General features: G+C 47.5%; 16 protein-coding genes. 12 read left to right on the top strand and 4 right to left on the bottom strand.

What is annotated here, in order from left to right:
- Nucleotides 1-35: 35 nt before the first annotated feature.
- Nucleotides 36-1,193: an NAD(P)-binding domain-containing protein gene (locus tag AC0YNZ_RS14815; RefSeq protein ID WP_475827318.1), complete on the bottom strand. Its 1,158-nt coding sequence runs from the start codon at nt 1,191-1,193 to the stop codon at nt 36-38.
- A 235-nt stretch (nt 1,194-1,428) separates the two neighbouring features.
- On the opposite strand from AC0YNZ_RS14815, the gene nfsA reads away from it, so the two are divergent.
- The 8 genes from nfsA to cysK all read left to right on the top strand — a co-directional run bounded on the left by nfsA (nt 1,429) and on the right by cysK (nt 12,019).
- Nucleotides 1,429-2,181: an oxygen-insensitive NADPH nitroreductase gene (gene nfsA / locus AC0YNZ_RS14820; protein WP_475827319.1), complete on the top strand. Its 753-nt coding sequence runs from the start codon at nt 1,429-1,431 to the stop codon at nt 2,179-2,181.
- Between the two features lie 171 nt (nt 2,182-2,352).
- Entirely contained in the window at nt 2,353-3,720 is a 1,368-nt protein-coding gene (locus AC0YNZ_RS14825; protein WP_475827320.1) for an LLM class flavin-dependent oxidoreductase, read from the top strand.
- A 65-nt stretch (nt 3,721-3,785) separates the two neighbouring features.
- Complete coding sequence (locus AC0YNZ_RS14830) at nt 3,786-4,760, top strand: aldo/keto reductase family protein (RefSeq protein ID WP_475827321.1); 975 nt, start codon at nt 3,786-3,788, stop codon at nt 4,758-4,760.
- A gap of 176 nt (nt 4,761-4,936) precedes the next feature.
- Nucleotides 4,937-5,527 carry a PadR family transcriptional regulator gene (locus AC0YNZ_RS14835; RefSeq protein WP_475827322.1) on the top strand — a complete coding sequence of 197 codons (591 nt, stop codon included), beginning with the start codon at nt 4,937-4,939 and terminating at the stop codon, nt 5,525-5,527.
- Nucleotides 5,524-7,350: an ABC transporter ATP-binding protein gene (locus AC0YNZ_RS14840; protein WP_475827323.1), complete on the top strand. Its 1,827-nt coding sequence runs from the start codon at nt 5,524-5,526 to the stop codon at nt 7,348-7,350. Before AC0YNZ_RS14835 ends, AC0YNZ_RS14840 begins: the two co-directional genes overlap by 4 nt.
- 30 nt (nt 7,351-7,380) lie before the next feature.
- Nucleotides 7,381-9,144, top strand: coding sequence for an ABC transporter ATP-binding protein (locus AC0YNZ_RS14845; protein WP_475827324.1), 1,764 nt, complete (start codon nt 7,381-7,383; stop codon nt 9,142-9,144).
- A complete protein-coding gene (locus AC0YNZ_RS14850) occupies nt 9,119-11,002 on the top strand; it encodes an ABC transporter ATP-binding protein (protein WP_475827325.1) in 1,884 nt (627 codons plus the stop codon). Before AC0YNZ_RS14845 ends, AC0YNZ_RS14850 begins: the two co-directional genes overlap by 26 nt.
- Nucleotides 11,003-11,074: 72 nt before the next feature.
- The gene (cysK, locus tag AC0YNZ_RS14855) at nt 11,075-12,019 is read left to right on the top strand and encodes a cysteine synthase A (protein ID WP_475827326.1); all 945 of its coding nucleotides are present in this window, start codon (nt 11,075-11,077) and stop codon (nt 12,017-12,019) included.
- Between the two features lie 147 nt (nt 12,020-12,166).
- Here the strand turns inward: cysK and AC0YNZ_RS14860 are convergent, their stop codons facing one another.
- Nucleotides 12,167-13,114, bottom strand: coding sequence for an IS3 family transposase (locus AC0YNZ_RS14860; protein ID WP_475827366.1), 948 nt, complete (start codon nt 13,112-13,114; stop codon nt 12,167-12,169).
- Nucleotides 13,063-13,491 carry an HTH domain-containing protein gene (locus AC0YNZ_RS14865; RefSeq protein WP_475827327.1) on the bottom strand — a complete coding sequence of 143 codons (429 nt, stop codon included), beginning with the start codon at nt 13,489-13,491 and terminating at the stop codon, nt 13,063-13,065. The genes AC0YNZ_RS14860 and AC0YNZ_RS14865 overlap by 52 nt, the downstream gene beginning before the upstream one ends.
- Nucleotides 13,492-14,135: 644 nt before the next feature.
- Here AC0YNZ_RS14865 and AC0YNZ_RS14870 point away from each other — a divergent pair.
- Together AC0YNZ_RS14870 and AC0YNZ_RS14875 are read left to right on the top strand one after the other, a co-directional pair.
- Nucleotides 14,136-15,068, top strand: coding sequence for an AEC family transporter (locus AC0YNZ_RS14870; RefSeq protein ID WP_475827328.1), 933 nt, complete (start codon nt 14,136-14,138; stop codon nt 15,066-15,068).
- A gap of 223 nt (nt 15,069-15,291) precedes the next feature.
- On the top strand, nt 15,292-15,558 hold the full coding sequence (locus tag AC0YNZ_RS14875) for a hypothetical protein (protein ID WP_475827329.1): 267 nt from the start codon (nt 15,292-15,294) through the stop codon (nt 15,556-15,558).
- 102 nt (nt 15,559-15,660) lie between these two features.
- Here AC0YNZ_RS14875 and AC0YNZ_RS14880 read toward each other — a convergent pair whose 3' ends face one another.
- Nucleotides 15,661-15,816, bottom strand: coding sequence for a hypothetical protein (locus AC0YNZ_RS14880; protein ID WP_475827330.1), 156 nt, complete (start codon nt 15,814-15,816; stop codon nt 15,661-15,663).
- 247 nt (nt 15,817-16,063) lie between these two features.
- Here AC0YNZ_RS14880 and AC0YNZ_RS14885 point away from each other — a divergent pair, with 247 nt between their 5' ends.
- Nucleotides 16,064-16,540, top strand: coding sequence for a UPF0158 family protein (locus AC0YNZ_RS14885; RefSeq protein ID WP_475827331.1), 477 nt, complete (start codon nt 16,064-16,066; stop codon nt 16,538-16,540).
- 46 nt (nt 16,541-16,586) lie between these two features.
- Nucleotides 16,587-17,204, top strand: coding sequence for an NUDIX hydrolase (locus AC0YNZ_RS14890; RefSeq protein ID WP_475827332.1), 618 nt, complete (start codon nt 16,587-16,589; stop codon nt 17,202-17,204).
- Nucleotides 17,205-17,376 lie beyond the last annotated feature (172 nt).

A 17,376-nucleotide genomic window follows, 5' to 3' on the forward strand; every position in this document is an offset into this window, starting at 1 on the left:
ACAGCGATTACTGCGGTCCCTTTGCTTTGTGCTGTTTAAGGCCGGTAAGGCCCCTGCTCCTGTACTGATTTCGTATTTTGAATGATGTGCGGAATAATAGACCTGCAGGCTTGGCGCAAGCCGGCAATAAAACCGAAGGCGGGCCCGTGGGTATGCGCTGCAAGAGGGCCGGCAAAATAAAGCCCGGGCACGCTGCTTTCAAATTGGGCGCCGAGCAGAGGGAATGGCGAGAACTTATCCTTTTCTCTTTCTATCGCCTGCAAAAGGTAAGGCGGCAGAAAGGGCACCTGATCGAGGCTGATCCGGTAGCCTGTGGCGGCAATGACGTGATCGACCAGGCGGGTTTGTTTGCTGCTAAGAGTAAGCAGCGCTTTGCCGTCGCTCGTAACCTCAGCCCGCTCAATGGCAGCGCTGCCGGTTAAGGGAAGCTTGCCCTCTACGAATGGCCGTAAAAACGGAGCGACACTTCCTTGCCGCGGTGTATGCCATCTTTCTTGCTTGAGCTCGGGAGGGAGGCGGTAGAACTGCTCGGCCGAATCGATGAGCTTTTGACCGGACGCCGAATTGTCATCGCTGGCGAATTGGACGGCTTCCCGCCTGAAGAGCAGCTCGGCCTCGCTTCCGGCCATATGAAGCAGCGCCGCGGCTTCCCATGCGCTTTGTCCGCTTCCGATCACGGCTACTTTTTTACCTGTAAACCGGTTGAATTCGGTAAGTCCAAAGGTATGGGAGAGAAGCTGGGGAGACAGCGGAGATAATTCGGAGGGGATGTAGCTGTAGTGCTGTAAGCCGGTGGCGACGATCACATGCTTAGACTGATAATGATTGCCCTCATTCGTTGTCACGCGGAAGCCTTTGGACGAATAATCAAGCTGCGCCGCCAGCTCGGGCGTAAACGCGACACCGGCTTGCTTAGCGAACCAGAAGGCGTATTCGACAAACGCAGGACGGGGAAACGGAGATTTCAGCTCTACTCCCGTCTCGCTGCTAAAGCGTTCAATCGTGAGCGCGTCCAGCTTATCGGAGAAGCTGATGTAACGGGGATTGGTGCGAATAAACATGTTTTGCGGCATTTGATCCTTCCAGAAATGCATGGGTTTTCCTAGCAATACGTAGGACAGCCTGCTGGCGGCTGCATGAGCGGCGAGCGAGATGCCGTAAGGTCCTGCGCCGATAATTATTAGATCAACCAATGTCTTCTCCTCCAAACGAATGGCTTTCTGATTTATACCGAGAATTATACTTGGATTAATGAGGATTACAACGCTTGACAAAAAAAAGATTACATGATAAATTTTCTATGTTATTTTTCATATTAAATTCCTTGGAATAATCGGAATTCGATCTACCGGACGGCCGGAGACAACATTTAACTGTGTCTCCGGTTTTTTTTTGTTGAAAGCTAAATAAAGTACAGGAGGATTAACAATGAACGAAGTAATCGATTTATTGAAAAAACACCGTTCGATTCGTAAATATAAGCCGGAGCCGGTTCCAGAGTCCCATTTGGAGCAAATTTTATTGGCTGCCCAAGCAGCCTCAACCTCCTCGAACATTCAAGCTTACAGCGTAGTGGCTGTCACAGACCCGGAGCGGAAGCGGAAATTCGCAGAACTAGCGGGAAATCAGCAGCATATCATTGAAAGTCCCGTCTTTCTCGTATGGTGCGCCGATTTGAAAAAAGTTAGCATTGCGGCGAATTTGCATGAGGATGTGGAGCTTCACCAAAACGTTGAGTTGTTTCTTCTCGGTACGATCGATGCCACTTTGGCTGCGCAAAACGCGACAATTGCCGCGGAGTCGCTTGGCTATGGGATGGTCTATATCGGAGGAATCCGGAACAATCCGCAAGGCGTTACCGATTTGCTGGAGCTGCCGCCACTCGTATATCCGGTATTCGGCATGTGCGTAGGCGTTCCGGATCAAGAGCCCGATATACGTCCCCGATTGCCGCTTGCGGCTGTTTATCACAAGGAAGTGTACAGGGAGGAAGGGCTGGAGAGCGAAATAAAAGCTTATGACGACATCACGCGCGTATACTACGCGACCCGCAAGGGCGGCGGCAAAGGCGGAGAGCAGGAAACGAAATGGTCGCGCGAAATGCTGAGAAGGTTTAAAGCGAACCGGCTTCGTGGCCATCTCCATGATTTCCTCGTTGGCCAAGGCTTTCGATTAAAATAGGCGTGTAACCTTCAATTTGACCCATTGACATTGTGAAAGCAGCGTATTACTATTAATTCATAGTATTCAACTAAACATTATTGGAATTAAATACGACCGGACCACCGGAGATTTAGCTTTTTTAAGCTAGGTCTCCTTTTTTATGATCTGAATGAAAATGAGGGTTGATAAATGAGTGATGCAAAACGGGACAAGAAAGCACATTTTAACGTATTTTTACGGGGCGCAGGGCATCATTCAGCAGCTTGGAAGCATCCGGATTCAAGCCCGAAGGAAGATTTGGATTTGGATTATTATGCTAACATTGCAAAAATTGCGGAAAGAGGGCTGTTCGATTCCTTGTTCACAGCGGACAACTATTCCGGTCTCGGCAGGAGGCTGGAGCCGTTCACGCTCCTCTCCGGCCTGGCTGCGCTAACGAAGCATGTCGGTCTAATTGCTACAGTCAGCACAACGTACAATGATCCGTTTCATGTGGCGCGGAAGTTCGCCTCGCTGGACCACATCAGCAAGGGCAGAGCGGCATGGAACATCGTAACGGGCCATTCGCAGGCCGATGCCGAAAACTTCAATAAACCCGAGCATCCCGAAGTGACGAAGCGTTATGAGATTGGCGACGAATTCGTCGAAGTAACGAAGCAGCTGTGGGACAGTTGGGAAGAGGATGCGCTTATCTATGACAGAGAGACGGAGGTCACGTTAGATACGAGCAAGGTGCACGAGATTAACTTTAAGGGCAAGTACCACTCCGTGAAGGGTCCGCTCAACATTCCCCGTCCGCCGCAGGGCTATCCCGTACTGGTTCAAGCCGGATCCTCGGAAAGCGGCAAGGAGCTGGCAGCCAAAACGGCGGAGGTGATCTTCACAGCTCAGCAAACGTTAGGGGCTGCGCAAGCGTTTTATGCGGATGTAAAGGCGAGATTGCAAAAGTATGGGCGATCGCCGCATCAGCTGCTCATTATGCCCGGGCTCAGCCCCATCGCAGCCGATACGGAGGCGGAAGCGCGGGATATCGAGGACGAGTTTAATGCGTTGTTGAATCCGAAGCAGGCGCTGAAGCGGTTGTCGAACTATTTTACGGTCGACCTGTCGGAGTATCCGCTCGATAGTCTTGTTCCGATTGACAAGGCAAAGCCTTATGGAACGATTACGACCGGCATCACAAGCCGTCAGGAGGTCGTGGTTGATGCTGCCAAGCGCGACAAAATGACGATCCGTCAGTTTCTTGCCCGCAGCGCTGCTGCTCACGGACATGTATCGTTTACCGGCTCCGTGATCCAAACAGCGGATTTCATCGAAAGCTGGATTAGAAATAACGGCGCTGACGGCTTTAACATTTTGCCTCATATCTATTACAGCGGCTTAGAAACCTTCGTGGATAAGGTTATTCCCGAGCTGCAAAACCGCGGACTCTTCCGTACGGCATATGAAGGCAAGACACTCCGGGAAAATTTGGGGCTGGCAAAGCCGGAAAACACACATAAAGCCATTTGGGCTTTAGGCAGAGAAACTGAAAAGCTGAAATCGCAAAACGGTTAACGGGTGCGAATCGGCGGCGGGGAAAGTAAGCGAAATATTTATGAAAATTAGAGGAGGCTATCATAATGTCAGTTAAATATCGGAATTTGGGTGCAAGCGGCCTTAAGGTCAGCGAAATCAGTCTTGGAAGCTGGCTGACCTACGGAGGTTATGTGGAACGAGAAAACGCGGTGAAGTCGATTCAGAAGGCATATGAGTTGGGCATTAATTTCTTTGACACGGCTAACGTATACGCGAAGGGCGAGGCAGAGAAGGTAGTTGGAGAAACTCTCCGGGCCTATCCCCGTGAATCTTACGTGCTCGCAACGAAGGTTTATGGCAAAATCGGCGACGGACCGAATGACCGCGGCCTATCCCGCAAGCATGTCATCGAATCGGCGAACGCAAGCCTGAAGCGTCTTGGAGCCGAATATGTGGATGTTTTCTACAGCCACCGCTTTGATACCGAGACGCCGCTGGAAGAAACGCTTCGCGCCTTCGAGGACTTGGTCAGGCAGGGCAAGGTTCATTATGTAGGCGTCAGCGAATGGACTGCGGCGCAAATTACCGAAGCCTTTGCGATAGCCGATAAGTATTTGTTAGACCGGATCGTCGTTAACCAACCGATCTATAATTTGTTCGAGCGCTATATCGAGAAGGAGATTATACCGCTCGGCATCAAAAAAGGCTTCGGCCAGGTTGTGTTCTCGCCTCTTGCGCAAGGGCTGCTCACGGGCAAATACGGGACGAATCATCAGGTGCCTGACGAATCCCGCGCGGCGAAGCATGAAAACTTTAAAAATAAAATTACAGAGGAGAAGCTGGCGAAGGTTGAGCAGTTGAAGGGGATCGCCTCCGAGCTGGATATTACGGTCGGCCAGCTGGCTCTCGCTTGGATTTTGCGTCAGCCTAACGTATCCAGCGCTTTGGTCGGCGCGAGCCGTCCGGAGCAGGTTGAAGAAAACGTGAAGGCGTCGGGCATCGTGCTTGACGAACATACGCTAGAACGTATCTCGGCTGTTATCGATAATGATCCTGTTGCTTCCAGAGGAAGTTTCTAATTCATTTGGCCATGATCAGACAAAATCCAGTAAAGTACGATTATTTACTGGATTTTTTCATGGAAAAAAATCCGGCTGCGAGCGATGTGGATTTCGTAACAAGTATTGCCAATTAACGATATATCGTATAGTATTTAAAGTAATACGATATATCGTTAACGGAGGAGAAGACGGAAATGAAAGATGAATGGCAGCCAGAGGAACGATTGTTTTTGCATCATGCCAATGAAAGGGAAGCTTACGGTTCAGGCAGACGGTATTTCAGCCGCGGCGGGGTGAAATATGCTTTGCTGGAGCTGCTTGAGCAGGAAAGTATGCATGGCTATCAAATGATGAAGGCGCTTGAGGATCAATCGGGAGGCACTTACAAACCGAGTGCCGGCTCGATATATCCTACCCTGCAAATGCTGCGCGATCAGGGACTGGTGGAATCCTCCAAGCAGGATGGCAAGAAAATATTTGAAATTACGGATAACGGCCGCGCTTATTTGCTTGAAGAGAAGGAAGCTGCCGTTAACGGGTCCGATCGCCGGGATCAAGGCTGGGTTGAGGAGGATGGCGCCCCATGTGACCGGAACAAGCCGAACCGCCGGTTAACTCCGGCCGGCAAAGAGCTGCTGCATTTGCTGAAGGCGGCAGAACGAGCCGTCGTGAACGATGGGAGTAAGGCTGTTCAATTGCGGACCATACTAGGCAGTCTGCGCCTCTCGCTTCGCCAAATCGCGGCGGATGCGGAAAGCGGCGGCAAAGAGGGTGAACAGACATGAGAGACAATTACAATTCCGCCCCTATGTTTAGGCAGGGCGGCGGCATGAGGCGGTTTGGAACCGGAGAGAAGGCGAAGCCCGCCAGCATATACGGCATGTTCGCGCAAATATATGCCCATGCGCGAATGCAATTGCCTTCGCTGATCGCTGCCGTTGCTTGCGTTATCGCGATTTCGCTGCTGGAGTTCATCGTTCCGCAATTAACCCGTTATACGATAGACCACATTATTCCGGATAAGCTATTTAGCAAGCTGCTTCTCATTGGCGGCGGGGTATTGGGCGCGGCATTAGCGCTGGGCGCCCTGCGCTATACCAGTACCTCCCTCATGGCCTCTGTTGGCCAAAAAGTGCTTTATAATCTTCGCAATGATCTGTACCGGCATATGCAAAGTTTGGACGTTTCTTTCTTTGACCGCAATCGTACCGGCGATCTGATGTCCCGGGTCACGAACGATGTAAGTATTCTTCAGCAAATGATCTCCTCCAGCATGATGCAATTATTTACCGATTTCTTCACCTTTACGGCTATCGCGGTTTATATGCTTTGGATTGATTGGAAGCTAACGCTGCTTCTGCTCGCAACCTTCCCGTTTATGATTTTGACGACCAAAATATTCGGCAAAAGAATGCGCTCCTCGTTCCGGACCGTACAGGAGTCCGTTGCCGATGTCAGCGACCATTTGCAAAACACGCTGACCGGCATTCGGCTTATCAAAGCGTTTACCGCCGAGACCTACGAGTCGGACCGGTTCTCCGAGCGCACCCAGCGGAATATGGATGCGAATATTCAGGTGACCCGCTTGCGGGCCGCTTATGAGCCTATTATTGATTTTCTAAATTTTCTCGGCCTCGCTATCGTGCTTGTATTCGGCGCATGGCTGGCGATGAAGGATCAGATGACGGTTGGCACAATCGTTGCTTTTATCGCTTACCTGCGGCTGCTGCAAAATCCGGTCCGTCATTTTAGCCGGATTATGAATACGATTCAGCAATCGGCTGCTGCCTACGAACGAATTATGGAGGTATTGAACACGAAGGCGGAAATCGTCGAGAAGAAGGGAGCGGTTAAGCTGCCGCCGGTGCGCGGGCATATCGTTTTTAATCATATTGATTTTGCTTATTCCGGCGATTCAGCCGTTTTGAACGCTTTTCATTTGGAGCTGGAGGCGGGCAAGGTGACCGCGCTTGTCGGATCATCGGGCTCGGGCAAAACGACAATTGCTCATCTTATTGCTAGATTTTATGATCCTCAGGCGGGAGAAATAACGATTGACGGTTATTCGCTTAAAGATATTACGTTAGCCTCGCTCAGAGAGCAAATCGGAATCGTGTCGCAGGATATTGTGTTGTTCAACGGAACGATAGGGGAGAACATCCGTTACGGCAATCATCAGGCGACGGACGAGGAGGTCGTTGCTGCAGCTAATGCGGCGAATGCGGCCGGCTTTATCGATTCGTTCCCGCAGGGCTATGAAACGCAAATCGGCGAGCGCGGAGTGAAGCTGTCCGGCGGGCAGAAGCAGCGGCTTTCCATTGCAAGGGCGATTTTGAAAAATCCCCGGGTCATTATCCTTGATGAGGCTACGGCTTCACTCGACACCGAGTCGGAGCAATACATTCAAGATGCTTTGGCGCAATTGCTGCAGGGCCGTACCTGCCTTGTTATTGCCCATCGCTTATCGACGATTCAGCAGGCGGATCAGATTTATGTGCTGGAGCAAGGCCAGATCGTAGAGAACGGAACGCATGATGAGCTGCTAAACCTTCAAGGGCGCTACAGTCAGCTTTATGAATTGCAATTTCCGCAAACGGATGTATCGTAAAACATTCTTTTACTAGGAAGTGGTCGTTTTTTGAAATCAAAAAGAATATTGACAGATTTTTTTCGGAAAACGTGGTATGTGTACCTGTTATCGATCTTTTTCCATTTGATTTCTAACTTGATTAACGTTTTTTATCCGAAGGTATTGGGGCAGTTTACGGATAAGCTGCAAATCGGCGGCTTAACAGGCAAGCTGATTGTGGACTACAGCTTATTGCTGCTGTTAATAGGCGTTGGTCATGTGCTGTTTAACGGCTTAGCGATGTATTTGGTTATGTATGTGGGAAGAAAGTTTGAATTTCTCGTTCGAAGAGGGCTTTTCAAGCATTTTACACAAATGAGCGAAAGGTTCTATTCAAAAAATGGCGTCGGCAAGCTGCTCAGTTATTTTATGAATGACGTGACTGCGGTTCGGGAGTCGATCTCTATGGGAGTCAACTCGACAGCGAACGCATCGATGCTGCTCATAGCGGCTGTTACGATGATGCTTGTCAGCCACATTCCATATTATTTGATTTTGGCTTCCGTATTTCCACTCCTGCTAATCCCTGTAATCGTCGTATATTTGGGGCCGATTATTAGAAAGAGGTCGCTTGAGGTGCAGGAAGCGCTCGGCACGATGACGGAAACGGCGGAGGAGCAGTTTGGCGGCATTCGGGTAACGAAGAAATTTGCGGTGGAAAATATTATGAACGAGCGTTTTGGCAAAACAGTGGATCAAATCCGGCACAATCAATTGCGGCTGGTACGCGTTTCGTCCTTTTTTCAGGCGTTGATTCCGTTTCTTGGTGCGATCGCTTTGATCATTGCGCTTGCCTTTGGCGGCTATTTGACGATTATGAAGCAGATTACGCTTGGCAATTTCGTCGCTTTAACGCTCTACATTCGCATGCTGATGAATCCGCTCCAACAAATCGGCAATGTCATTAACTCGATTCAGCGCTCGCGTGCTTCTCTGGAGCGATTGAATGGTTTGCTAGCCCAGCGGTCGGATATTGAAGAGCTGGAAGATGCTAAAGCTGTAAACCTGATTGATGCGGGTATCACGATCCGGAATTTGTCGTTCGCGTACGATCAAGCTGATGGTGCTGTGCTCAAAGACATCAACCTGAGCGTTAAGCCGGGATCGACGCTCGGTATAATCGGCCGTACCGGCAGCGGGAAGACGACGCTCATGAAGCTGCTGCTCCGTATGTACGATCCGCCGCCTGGAACGGTTTGGTACGGGAAGACGGACGTGAGAGAGATGACGATGGAAAGTCTGCGGAACCAGATTGCCTATGTCCCCCAGGACGGCTTTCTGTTCAGCACGACGATCAGAGAAAATATCGCTTTCTCCGATCGCGGGCGGGAGCTTGAATCGGTAGAGGCTGCCGCAAAGTCTGCTCAAATTTACAATAATATCGTCGATTTGCCCAATAAGTTTGAAACGCGGCTGGGCGAGCGCGGCTTAACCTTATCCGGCGGCCAGCGTCAGCGTACCAGCTTAGCCCGCGGAATGATGAAGGATGCTCCGATTATGATTCTCGACGATAGCGTCAGCGCAGTAGACGCCGTGACGGAGAAGGATATTATTGAAGCGATCCAAACCGAAAGAAACAACAAAACGACAATCATTATTGCGCACCGCATCAGTGCGATCAAGCACGCCGATGAAATCATTGTGCTCGATGACGGCGTGATTGTGCAGCGGGGCACGCATACGGAGCTGCTCGAGCAGCAAGGACTCTATGCGACACTTCATGCCATACAGGAGGAGGGGAGTCAACATGCGACCGGCACAAGCCATTCATAATTGGCAGGCGGATCAGAAGGCTGATCCTAACCTGCCGGAACAGAAGCCGGAATATGTATCGGCCTTTCGCACGCTTTCCAGCTACGCGAGACCGCATCTTTGGGCGTTTATCTTGGTATTCTGCTGTACGCTAATCGCGATCCTTTCGGATTTGCTGCAGCCTTTTTTAATGAAGATCGCGATCGATGACAATTTGCTGTCCGGCAAAAACGATTATAAAGGGCTGCTTACGATTTGCGCCGTTTATTTGGGATTATCTTTATCCAGCCTGTTATTTACGTATTTGCAAAACAATTTGCTCCAAAATATCGGGCAAAGCATCGTGTCGCGCATACGGAAACAGCTGTTTGGCCATATTTTGAAGCAATCCATGCGCTATTTCGACCGCATGTCGAGCGGCAGTCTCATCACTCACGTCTCGAGCGACACAGAGGCGCTGAACCAGTTTTTTAATCAGGTGCTGCTGAGTCTGTTCAGGGATGGGCTGACGCTAATCTTTATCATCGTCATGATGTTTCAGCTCGATACGAGATTGGCGCTCTATTGTCTTATTTTGCTGCCGATTATATGGGGTATCGCAATTGCCTTCCGCTCCTTTATGAGAACAACCTATCAGCTCGCCAGAACGAGACTGTCCCGTCTGGTCGCTTTTGTCGCCGAGAACCTGTCGGGGATGAACCTGGTTCAGGTGTTCCATCAACAGAAGGAGCAGGAGAAGCAGTTCGACGAGCGCAACGGCTTGTATTTTAAAGCTAATATTCGGGAAATCCGGACGAATGTCATATTTGGCCGCACCTTTGATATATTGAGCAATTTATCGATTGCGTTCGTTACATGGGTCGGCGGGAACGCCGTGCTCGGCCAGCATCTTGAATTCGGCGTCTTGTATGCGTTCATTACGTATATCCGCCAGTTTTTTCAACCGATTAATACGATTACGCAGCAGTGGAATACGCTGCAGTCCGCAACTGTCGCCATTACAAGAATTTGGAGCGTGTTCGCGAATAAGCCGGATGTTACGGATCGCGAGCTGGAGCCCGTGGATTTGCAAAAGCCGGAAACGGATGATGAAGCGGATGAACGCCAGGCTTCGCTGCCCGGCTTTAGCTTGGATTCGGTGAAGGGCCGTATCGACTTTGACCGTATTTCCTTCTCCTACGAGGAAGGTATACCAATAATACGCGATTTGGATTTGCATATTAACTCCGGCGAGCTCATTGGCGTCGTAGGAACGACCGGGGCGGGCAAAAGCTCGTTAATCAGCCTGCTGTGCCGATTTTATGATGTGAAGGAAGGAAGCATCCGGATCGATGAGACGGATGTGAGAGATATCCCGCAAGCGACACTGCACCGTTTAGTCGGGCTGGTGCAGCAGGAGCCATATCTTTATTCCGGAAGCATAATTGAAAACGTAAGAATGTTCGACAGCTCGATTTCGCGCGAGGAGGTCATTCGCGCCTGCGAGTTTGTCGGGGCGGATACGGTTATTAAGAAGCTGAGAAACGGCTATGATACCAAGCTGTCAGAGCGTGGCAGCGGTCTATCTGCAGGCGAGCGTCAGTTGATCTCTTTTGCGAGAATTATCGTCTTTAAGCCTAAGGTGCTTATATTGGATGAGGCGAGCGCCAATTTGGATTCTCATACGGAGCAATTGATTCAGAATGCTCTCCACGTCGTCTCGCAGGACAGGACGACGATCGTCATTGCTCATCGTTTGTCTACCATTATGCAGGCGGACCGCATTATTGTAATGAGCCGCGGCGAAATCGTGGAGCAGGGCAATCATCAGCAGCTGCTTGAACATGACGGGCATTATAAAGAGCTGTATGAGCATTCGCAAGGCAATATCGCGGTGTAATCGGCAGTAGTTACGATTTACCGATTTCGGCACATGCCGCAGGGCATTTCATCATAATAGGAGGTAGATAAGATGAGTCTCGTAGTCAACAATATTACCGATTTGATAGGAAGCACGCCCTTGGTGCGATTAAACAAGACGGTGCCGGACGGCAGCGCGGAAATTTACTTGAAGCTGGAGTTTTTTAATCCGGGCAGCAGCGTAAAGGATAGAATTGCGATCAGCATCATTGAAGAGGCGGAGCGCGAAGGGAAGCTGAAGCCGGGCGATACGATTATTGAAGCGACAAGCGGCAATACAGGCATCGGCATCGCCTTGGTTGCGGCGGCCAGAGGCTATAAAGCGATACTGGTTATGCCGGAAACGATGAGCTTGGAGCGACGTAATCTGCTGAGGGCTTATGGCGCGGAAATCGTGCTTACGCCAGGAGCTGAAGGTATGAAGGGCGCGATTCGGGTAGCGCAGGAGCTGCAGGCGAAGCATCCTGATTATTTTCCGGCGCTGCAATTCGATAACCCGGCCAACGTGAAAATCCACCGGGAAACGACCGGGCCGGAAATTATAAGAGCGATTGAATCGCTGGACGGCAAGCTCGACGGCTTCGTCGCGGGCGTCGGTACCGGCGGCACGATCACAGGCGCGGGCGAAGTTTTGCGGGATCGCTTCCCGGATATTCAAATTGCAGCCGTTGAGCCGGCTTCATCCCCCGTTCTGTCTGGAGGGGCGCCGGGCCTGCACAAAATTCAAGGTATCGGAGCAGGTTTTGTGCCTTCGATTCTGGATACGAAAATTTATGATGAAATTATTCAGGTCAGCAATGAGCATGCTTTCGAAACGGCAAGAAGAGTGGCCAAGGAGGAAGGCATTCTAGGCGGTATATCTTCCGGAGCAGCCATCTACGCAGCGATTCAACTCGCTCAGAGGCTGGGTGCGGGCAAGCGCGTTGTTGCTGTTATTCCGAGTAACGGCGAGCGTTATTTGTCGACTGTGCTATATCAGCAGGAACAGCAGCTGTAGAGGCGTGAACGGTCTGAGGGGGCTGTCGCCAAAGTAGTAACTTGCTCGAGAGACAGCTCGCTTCGATCAGCAATGATACGAATAGATGAAGAAATGGCGGTGCAGGGGGGAACTGTAACCCCATTTAAGGACACTAAATAAAAAGTGTTAAGCAGAAAGTAGATGGCTCCTGTATTCGTCAGGAGTCATCTTTTTTAATCCCCATTGAGAGCGAGATGTGTTGTACATTAGGATGTATTCGTTAACTCTTTGACGAAGCTTATCTATGGTTTGGCAGTCCTCATAATCCAACTCATCTTTCATATGACCAAAGAAGGACTCCATGGGCGCGTTATCCCAGCAGTTACCCTTGCGAGACATGGATTGTGTGAATCCTGCATTCTTTACTTTCTGTTGAAACACAGGATGAGTGTAGTGCACACCTTGGTCTGAGTGAAGGATCGCTTCAGGATGAATGTTGTAATCTGAATTTGTTAAGAGCAGCTCTAATGTCTTTTCTGTAATACTGAGTTCCAATGAGGTGGATAAAACATGTGCAGGTATTTGCTTCGTCGCTCCATCCTTCACGCAGGAGAGGTACGCCCATTGACCATACCTCATATATGTTATATCGGTTAGTAACACCTTGCCTGGTTCCCCTTGATTAAACTTACGATCCAAGTGGTTCGGACACGTCTTGTGCTCTTGTGAAGCTTTAGCTATCTTACGGTATGGATTAGCCTGTCGTACTTTCGCAACTAAGTTATACTTGCGCATCAATCTACGAAATTTCTTATGATTCATGATAACATCATTTTCACGCTCCAGATGCATTTTAATCCTAAGGGCTCCCACCTTGCTGTTGTGCGAAATGAAATGCCCCTTTATGAGCTCGTAGTCCGACTCATCCTGATATTCACGTTCTTGCCTGTAAGGTTCTGCTTTTACCCAACGGTAGTATCCACTCCGGCTTACCCCAGCGAGGGTGCATAGATACCCTGTTAAACCCTTCATATTGGAATTGCGAATAGTAGCCTCAATGACTGCAAAGGCTTCTGCAGGCGTTAGCTTTTGCGCTTCACCTGCCTTTCTAGAGCTTCGAGCTTTTTTAAGAATTCATTCTCTATTTCTAGCAGCTTTATTTTAGCCTCAGCACGTTTAAGCTTCTCTTCTGTGGTTAGCTCCTTAGAAGAGGGCCTGCCCGTGCTATTTTTGCCTCTGCGATCCATTAATAATCCCTCCTCTCCATAAGCTCTGTACGATCTCCACCAACGTTCTAGAGAGGCTCTAGGATTTCTTGTCCCAACTATTGTGGTTTCGAATCCACCAGCAATGAATATCTGCATAGGTGTGATGCCACTCATGTATGCCTTTACTGCGTACTGTTTAAACTCAGGGCTATAAGTGATTGCTTTCTCTGAAACGTGCACGACATTGGGATTTGATTCAAGTATTTTAATCTGAATTGGTGTAAAACATTTGCGTTTAGACATGATGAAAGTTATACCCCGCTCTATTTAGTATGTTAATTAAAGCACAAAAACCCGTGAAATAGACACTTTTTTCAAAGTGTCCATTCCACGGGTTACAGTTCAGTCCTGTAACGCCATTTCTTCATTTCGAACGATTGCTGCTTTCTTAAGCAAATGATAGGCAAGCGAAAGCCGCCCGGCCTCAAGACTGTTCAAAGCTCATTCCGGGATGGCTGGTGTATGCGGCCGATTCGACAATGTAAAACGTGATTTAGTTTCTTTTCATAAAACTAAATCGCGCTCGGTGTGCGAGTAGGGCGGATTAGCTCTATTTTACGAACGTAATCGGTCCATATTTAGATGCTGCTCTCCCAATACGCTATATAATTAGGCAAAATCAAACTAAAACGCTGTTATCGGATAACGATCTGCAAATAGTTTCAGAAAATCGAATTACACCGTCGGGGGATGTACGATGATAGGCCTGGTAGCGAAAAGAGCCCCTGCAGTCATTTGCATTCTGAAAGAGTCTTTTTTTGCTTATAATATGACGGCAAAACGTTTGCTTGCTTAATTGAGCACAAACCTATTAAAATTAGTGGAGCGAATCAAAAAGGTCATCCCGGATCATTCACAATTTATAATAGAAAGAAGCAGATGCAGCAATGAATATTTTCTTCCATATTTTACTGACGAATGTGCTGCCGATGGCTATTATGATAGCTCTTGGCATTATGATCCAAAGAGCTTTTCAGCTTGACATCAAGACGCTGTCCAAATTGAATTTTTATTTGTTTTCACCGGCCATTATGTTTGATTTGCTGTACAATACGGCGATCTCAGCTTCGCTAATCGGTAAAATTATGTTCTTCTTAGTGTTGTTTATGGTGGCGCAATATATCATTGTCGAAGTGGCCATACGAATAAGAGGATATAGTCCGGGCATGAAAAGCGCGATGCGGAACAGCGTGCTGTTCTACAATAGCGCAAACTATGGCATCCCGCTCAACCAGCTCGCTTTTGCGGGAAACGAGAAGACGCTGGCCATACAGATCATCATTATGATGATGCAATCGCTCGTGCCGAATACGTACGGCATTTACAATGTGAATGCGCACAAAGCCGATATGCGTGCCATCTGGCGAACGATTCTTTCGATGCCGGTTATTTATGTCATCCCGGTTGCTCTGCTCTTAAGAAACCTCCATGTCACCATTCCTCAGTTTGTAGCTACGCCGGTCGACTATTTATCGAGTGCATTCATTGGAACGGCGCTTATAACGCTCGGTGTTCAGCTTGGCAATATGGAGTGGAAAATCAAACGGTCCCTTCTAATTGATGTAAGTTTGTCGGCTATGCTGAGGCTCGTTGCCGGACCGCTGCTGGCATGGCTGATCGTCTGGCTCATGGGACTGGATAAATTGACGGCAGCGGCATTGATCGTATCCTCGGCCGTGCCGACCTCTCTCAGCAGCGTGCTGCTTGCGGTGGAATTCGATAACGAGTCGGAATTCGCCTCGCAGTCTGTGTTCGTTTCTACCATTTTAAGCATCATAACAGTTACGGCTGTTATTTTCTTTTTAAAGCTTGATGTATAATGCTTCCATAGTTAGCGCCCTTCTTCGATTTGAATTCGAAGAAGGGCTTTTTTGTGGCTTAATGGATCAGAGAAAATAAAGGATTAGTCTATGATGTGGCATTCAGTTAACGGGACACAAGAGCTCGATGAGCAGCTATACAAAGGCAGACTGCCGGCAAACGACATCCTTGCTATGCTCTAATATATGGTAAAATGGAGATGTTGAAAATAAGGAGGTAACGATGAAAAAACATTTTTTTCGAGCTGTCGCTTTAGGACTAACATTTGTAATTATTTTTTATGCTTTTCAGATTCTTCAAGGGATGTATCATACAGCGAAATTTGTTCCGGAAATTGTTGAGTCATACGAATCAGTTGATTATCTGCAGCATAAAGTTTCATTTGGAGATCAATCAAGCTCAATTTGGAGAACGGTAAAAATGCCGGGATTGTTGCTGCTTGGAATAGCGGTTTATTATACAGTGAGGATATTGAGAAGGAAGAAATAGTTTAATAGCCTGAGGAATCGGAATTCCGCTAACGGGGAAACATTAGTTCAATAGTAAGAGGCTGCCATACGGGCAGCCTTGCTTAATTGAAGGACTATTTAATTAGATATTGCTAAGTTCACCAGATTGGTTCTTGTTTTCTTTACTTGACTGCTCCGTATCGTCAATTATAAAGCCTGTCCGCTCATGAGCAGTGGTATCTTCATAAGCTGTTTTTTGATCATCATCAGTTTCAACAACTATTTTATTGTTTGGCATTATTATCCACCCCCTTATTGTTAGGAGTAGCATTTCCACTTGATTTTTAATTTATCCATTCATTGAAATTTATGTTTGGAATAACAAGTTTCCTGATCTAAAACGTTAAAGCCAACCTCATTCCGCTAACGGGTAACAATAGTTGAGGAGGAGTTGCATTTTTAAAAAGCAGCTCCTCTTTGATTTATTCCGGTAATTTGAATAAACTATATTGGAGAAGGAATTTCAATGAAAGGACAGATGTGGAATGAAGAGAAAAGCAGCGGTTAAATTAGATGATCTAATTACTGAAATTGAAATTCAAATGGACGAGACCCTTACATATATTAACACCCAGACAGGAGAAGTTATAACATTATCGAGAGAAGAGATGAGAGCGGCAGAAGATGAAGATCCACTTGAAAATTATCCGGATTGGCAGAGAGAGAACATTGAACAAGCAATAAATATTATAGAGGATGAAGACGAGATTTATCTCGATTTCACATTAAGAAACGAGTACCATGAGTATGAAATAATAGAAGATTTTATCGGGACATTAAGCGAAGCAGAGGTTCGAGAAGAATTGTTTGGAGCTATTCAAGGAAGAGGGGCATTTAGAAGATTTAAAGACGGAATCATTGAACATGACGTCGAAAAACAATGGTATAAATTCAAAGAAAAAAAGATAAAGGAATTAGTTATTGCATGGTGTGAAGATAAGGATCTTGTAATTGTGGAATAAAGTATTATTGAATTTATAGAACTAATTGAGACGGAGGAAATAAATTTTGGAGATTAAGTGGTTGGAATGGGCGAAACAAATACAGGCAATAGCCCAGATAGGGCTGACGTATACAAAAGATCCGTATGATATCGAAAGATATGACGACCTTAGACAAATAAGCATAGATATTCTTTCTAACTATACATTAATTGAAAAGCAACAACTTAAACTTTCTTTTGCAAATGAGACGGGATATGCCACACCAAAGGTTGATATACGTGGTGTTGTTTTTAATAATAACAAAATACTTATGGTAAGAGAAAAAATTGACGGAGCATGGGCACTACCAGGGGGTTGGGCGGATATTGGACATTCACCTACCGAAGTTGCTGTAAAAGAGATTAAGGAGGAATCGGGATTTGCGGTTACTCCAGTTCGGCTTCTAGCCGTTTTGGATAAAAAAAATCATGATCATCCACCTGAACCTTATCATATATACAAGTTTTTTATAGAATGTAAAATTGTTGGCGGCGAAGCTAAGACTGGCTTAGAAACAAGCGAAGTGGATTTTTTTGACGAACATGCTTTGCCTGATCTTTCACTGGAAAGAAACACATTGAAACAGATTAAACTTATGTTTGAGTTTTTACGTGAGCCAGAGAAGAAAGTCATTATCGATTGACAAGCAAAATAACAAAACAATTTTTTAGGTCATTAAGCAAACTGGTAACGAGAGTTCAATAAACAGCAGGAAAAGGCAGTCGGTCATTCGGCTGCCTTTTCTTAACTTATGCTACCGTGCTGATTTGTGCATTGCTGGCTAAGTATGGATTAAAATAGGGAAATGGATCCGT

The organism is Paenibacillus sp. J2L1-98 (assembly GCF_056269405.1).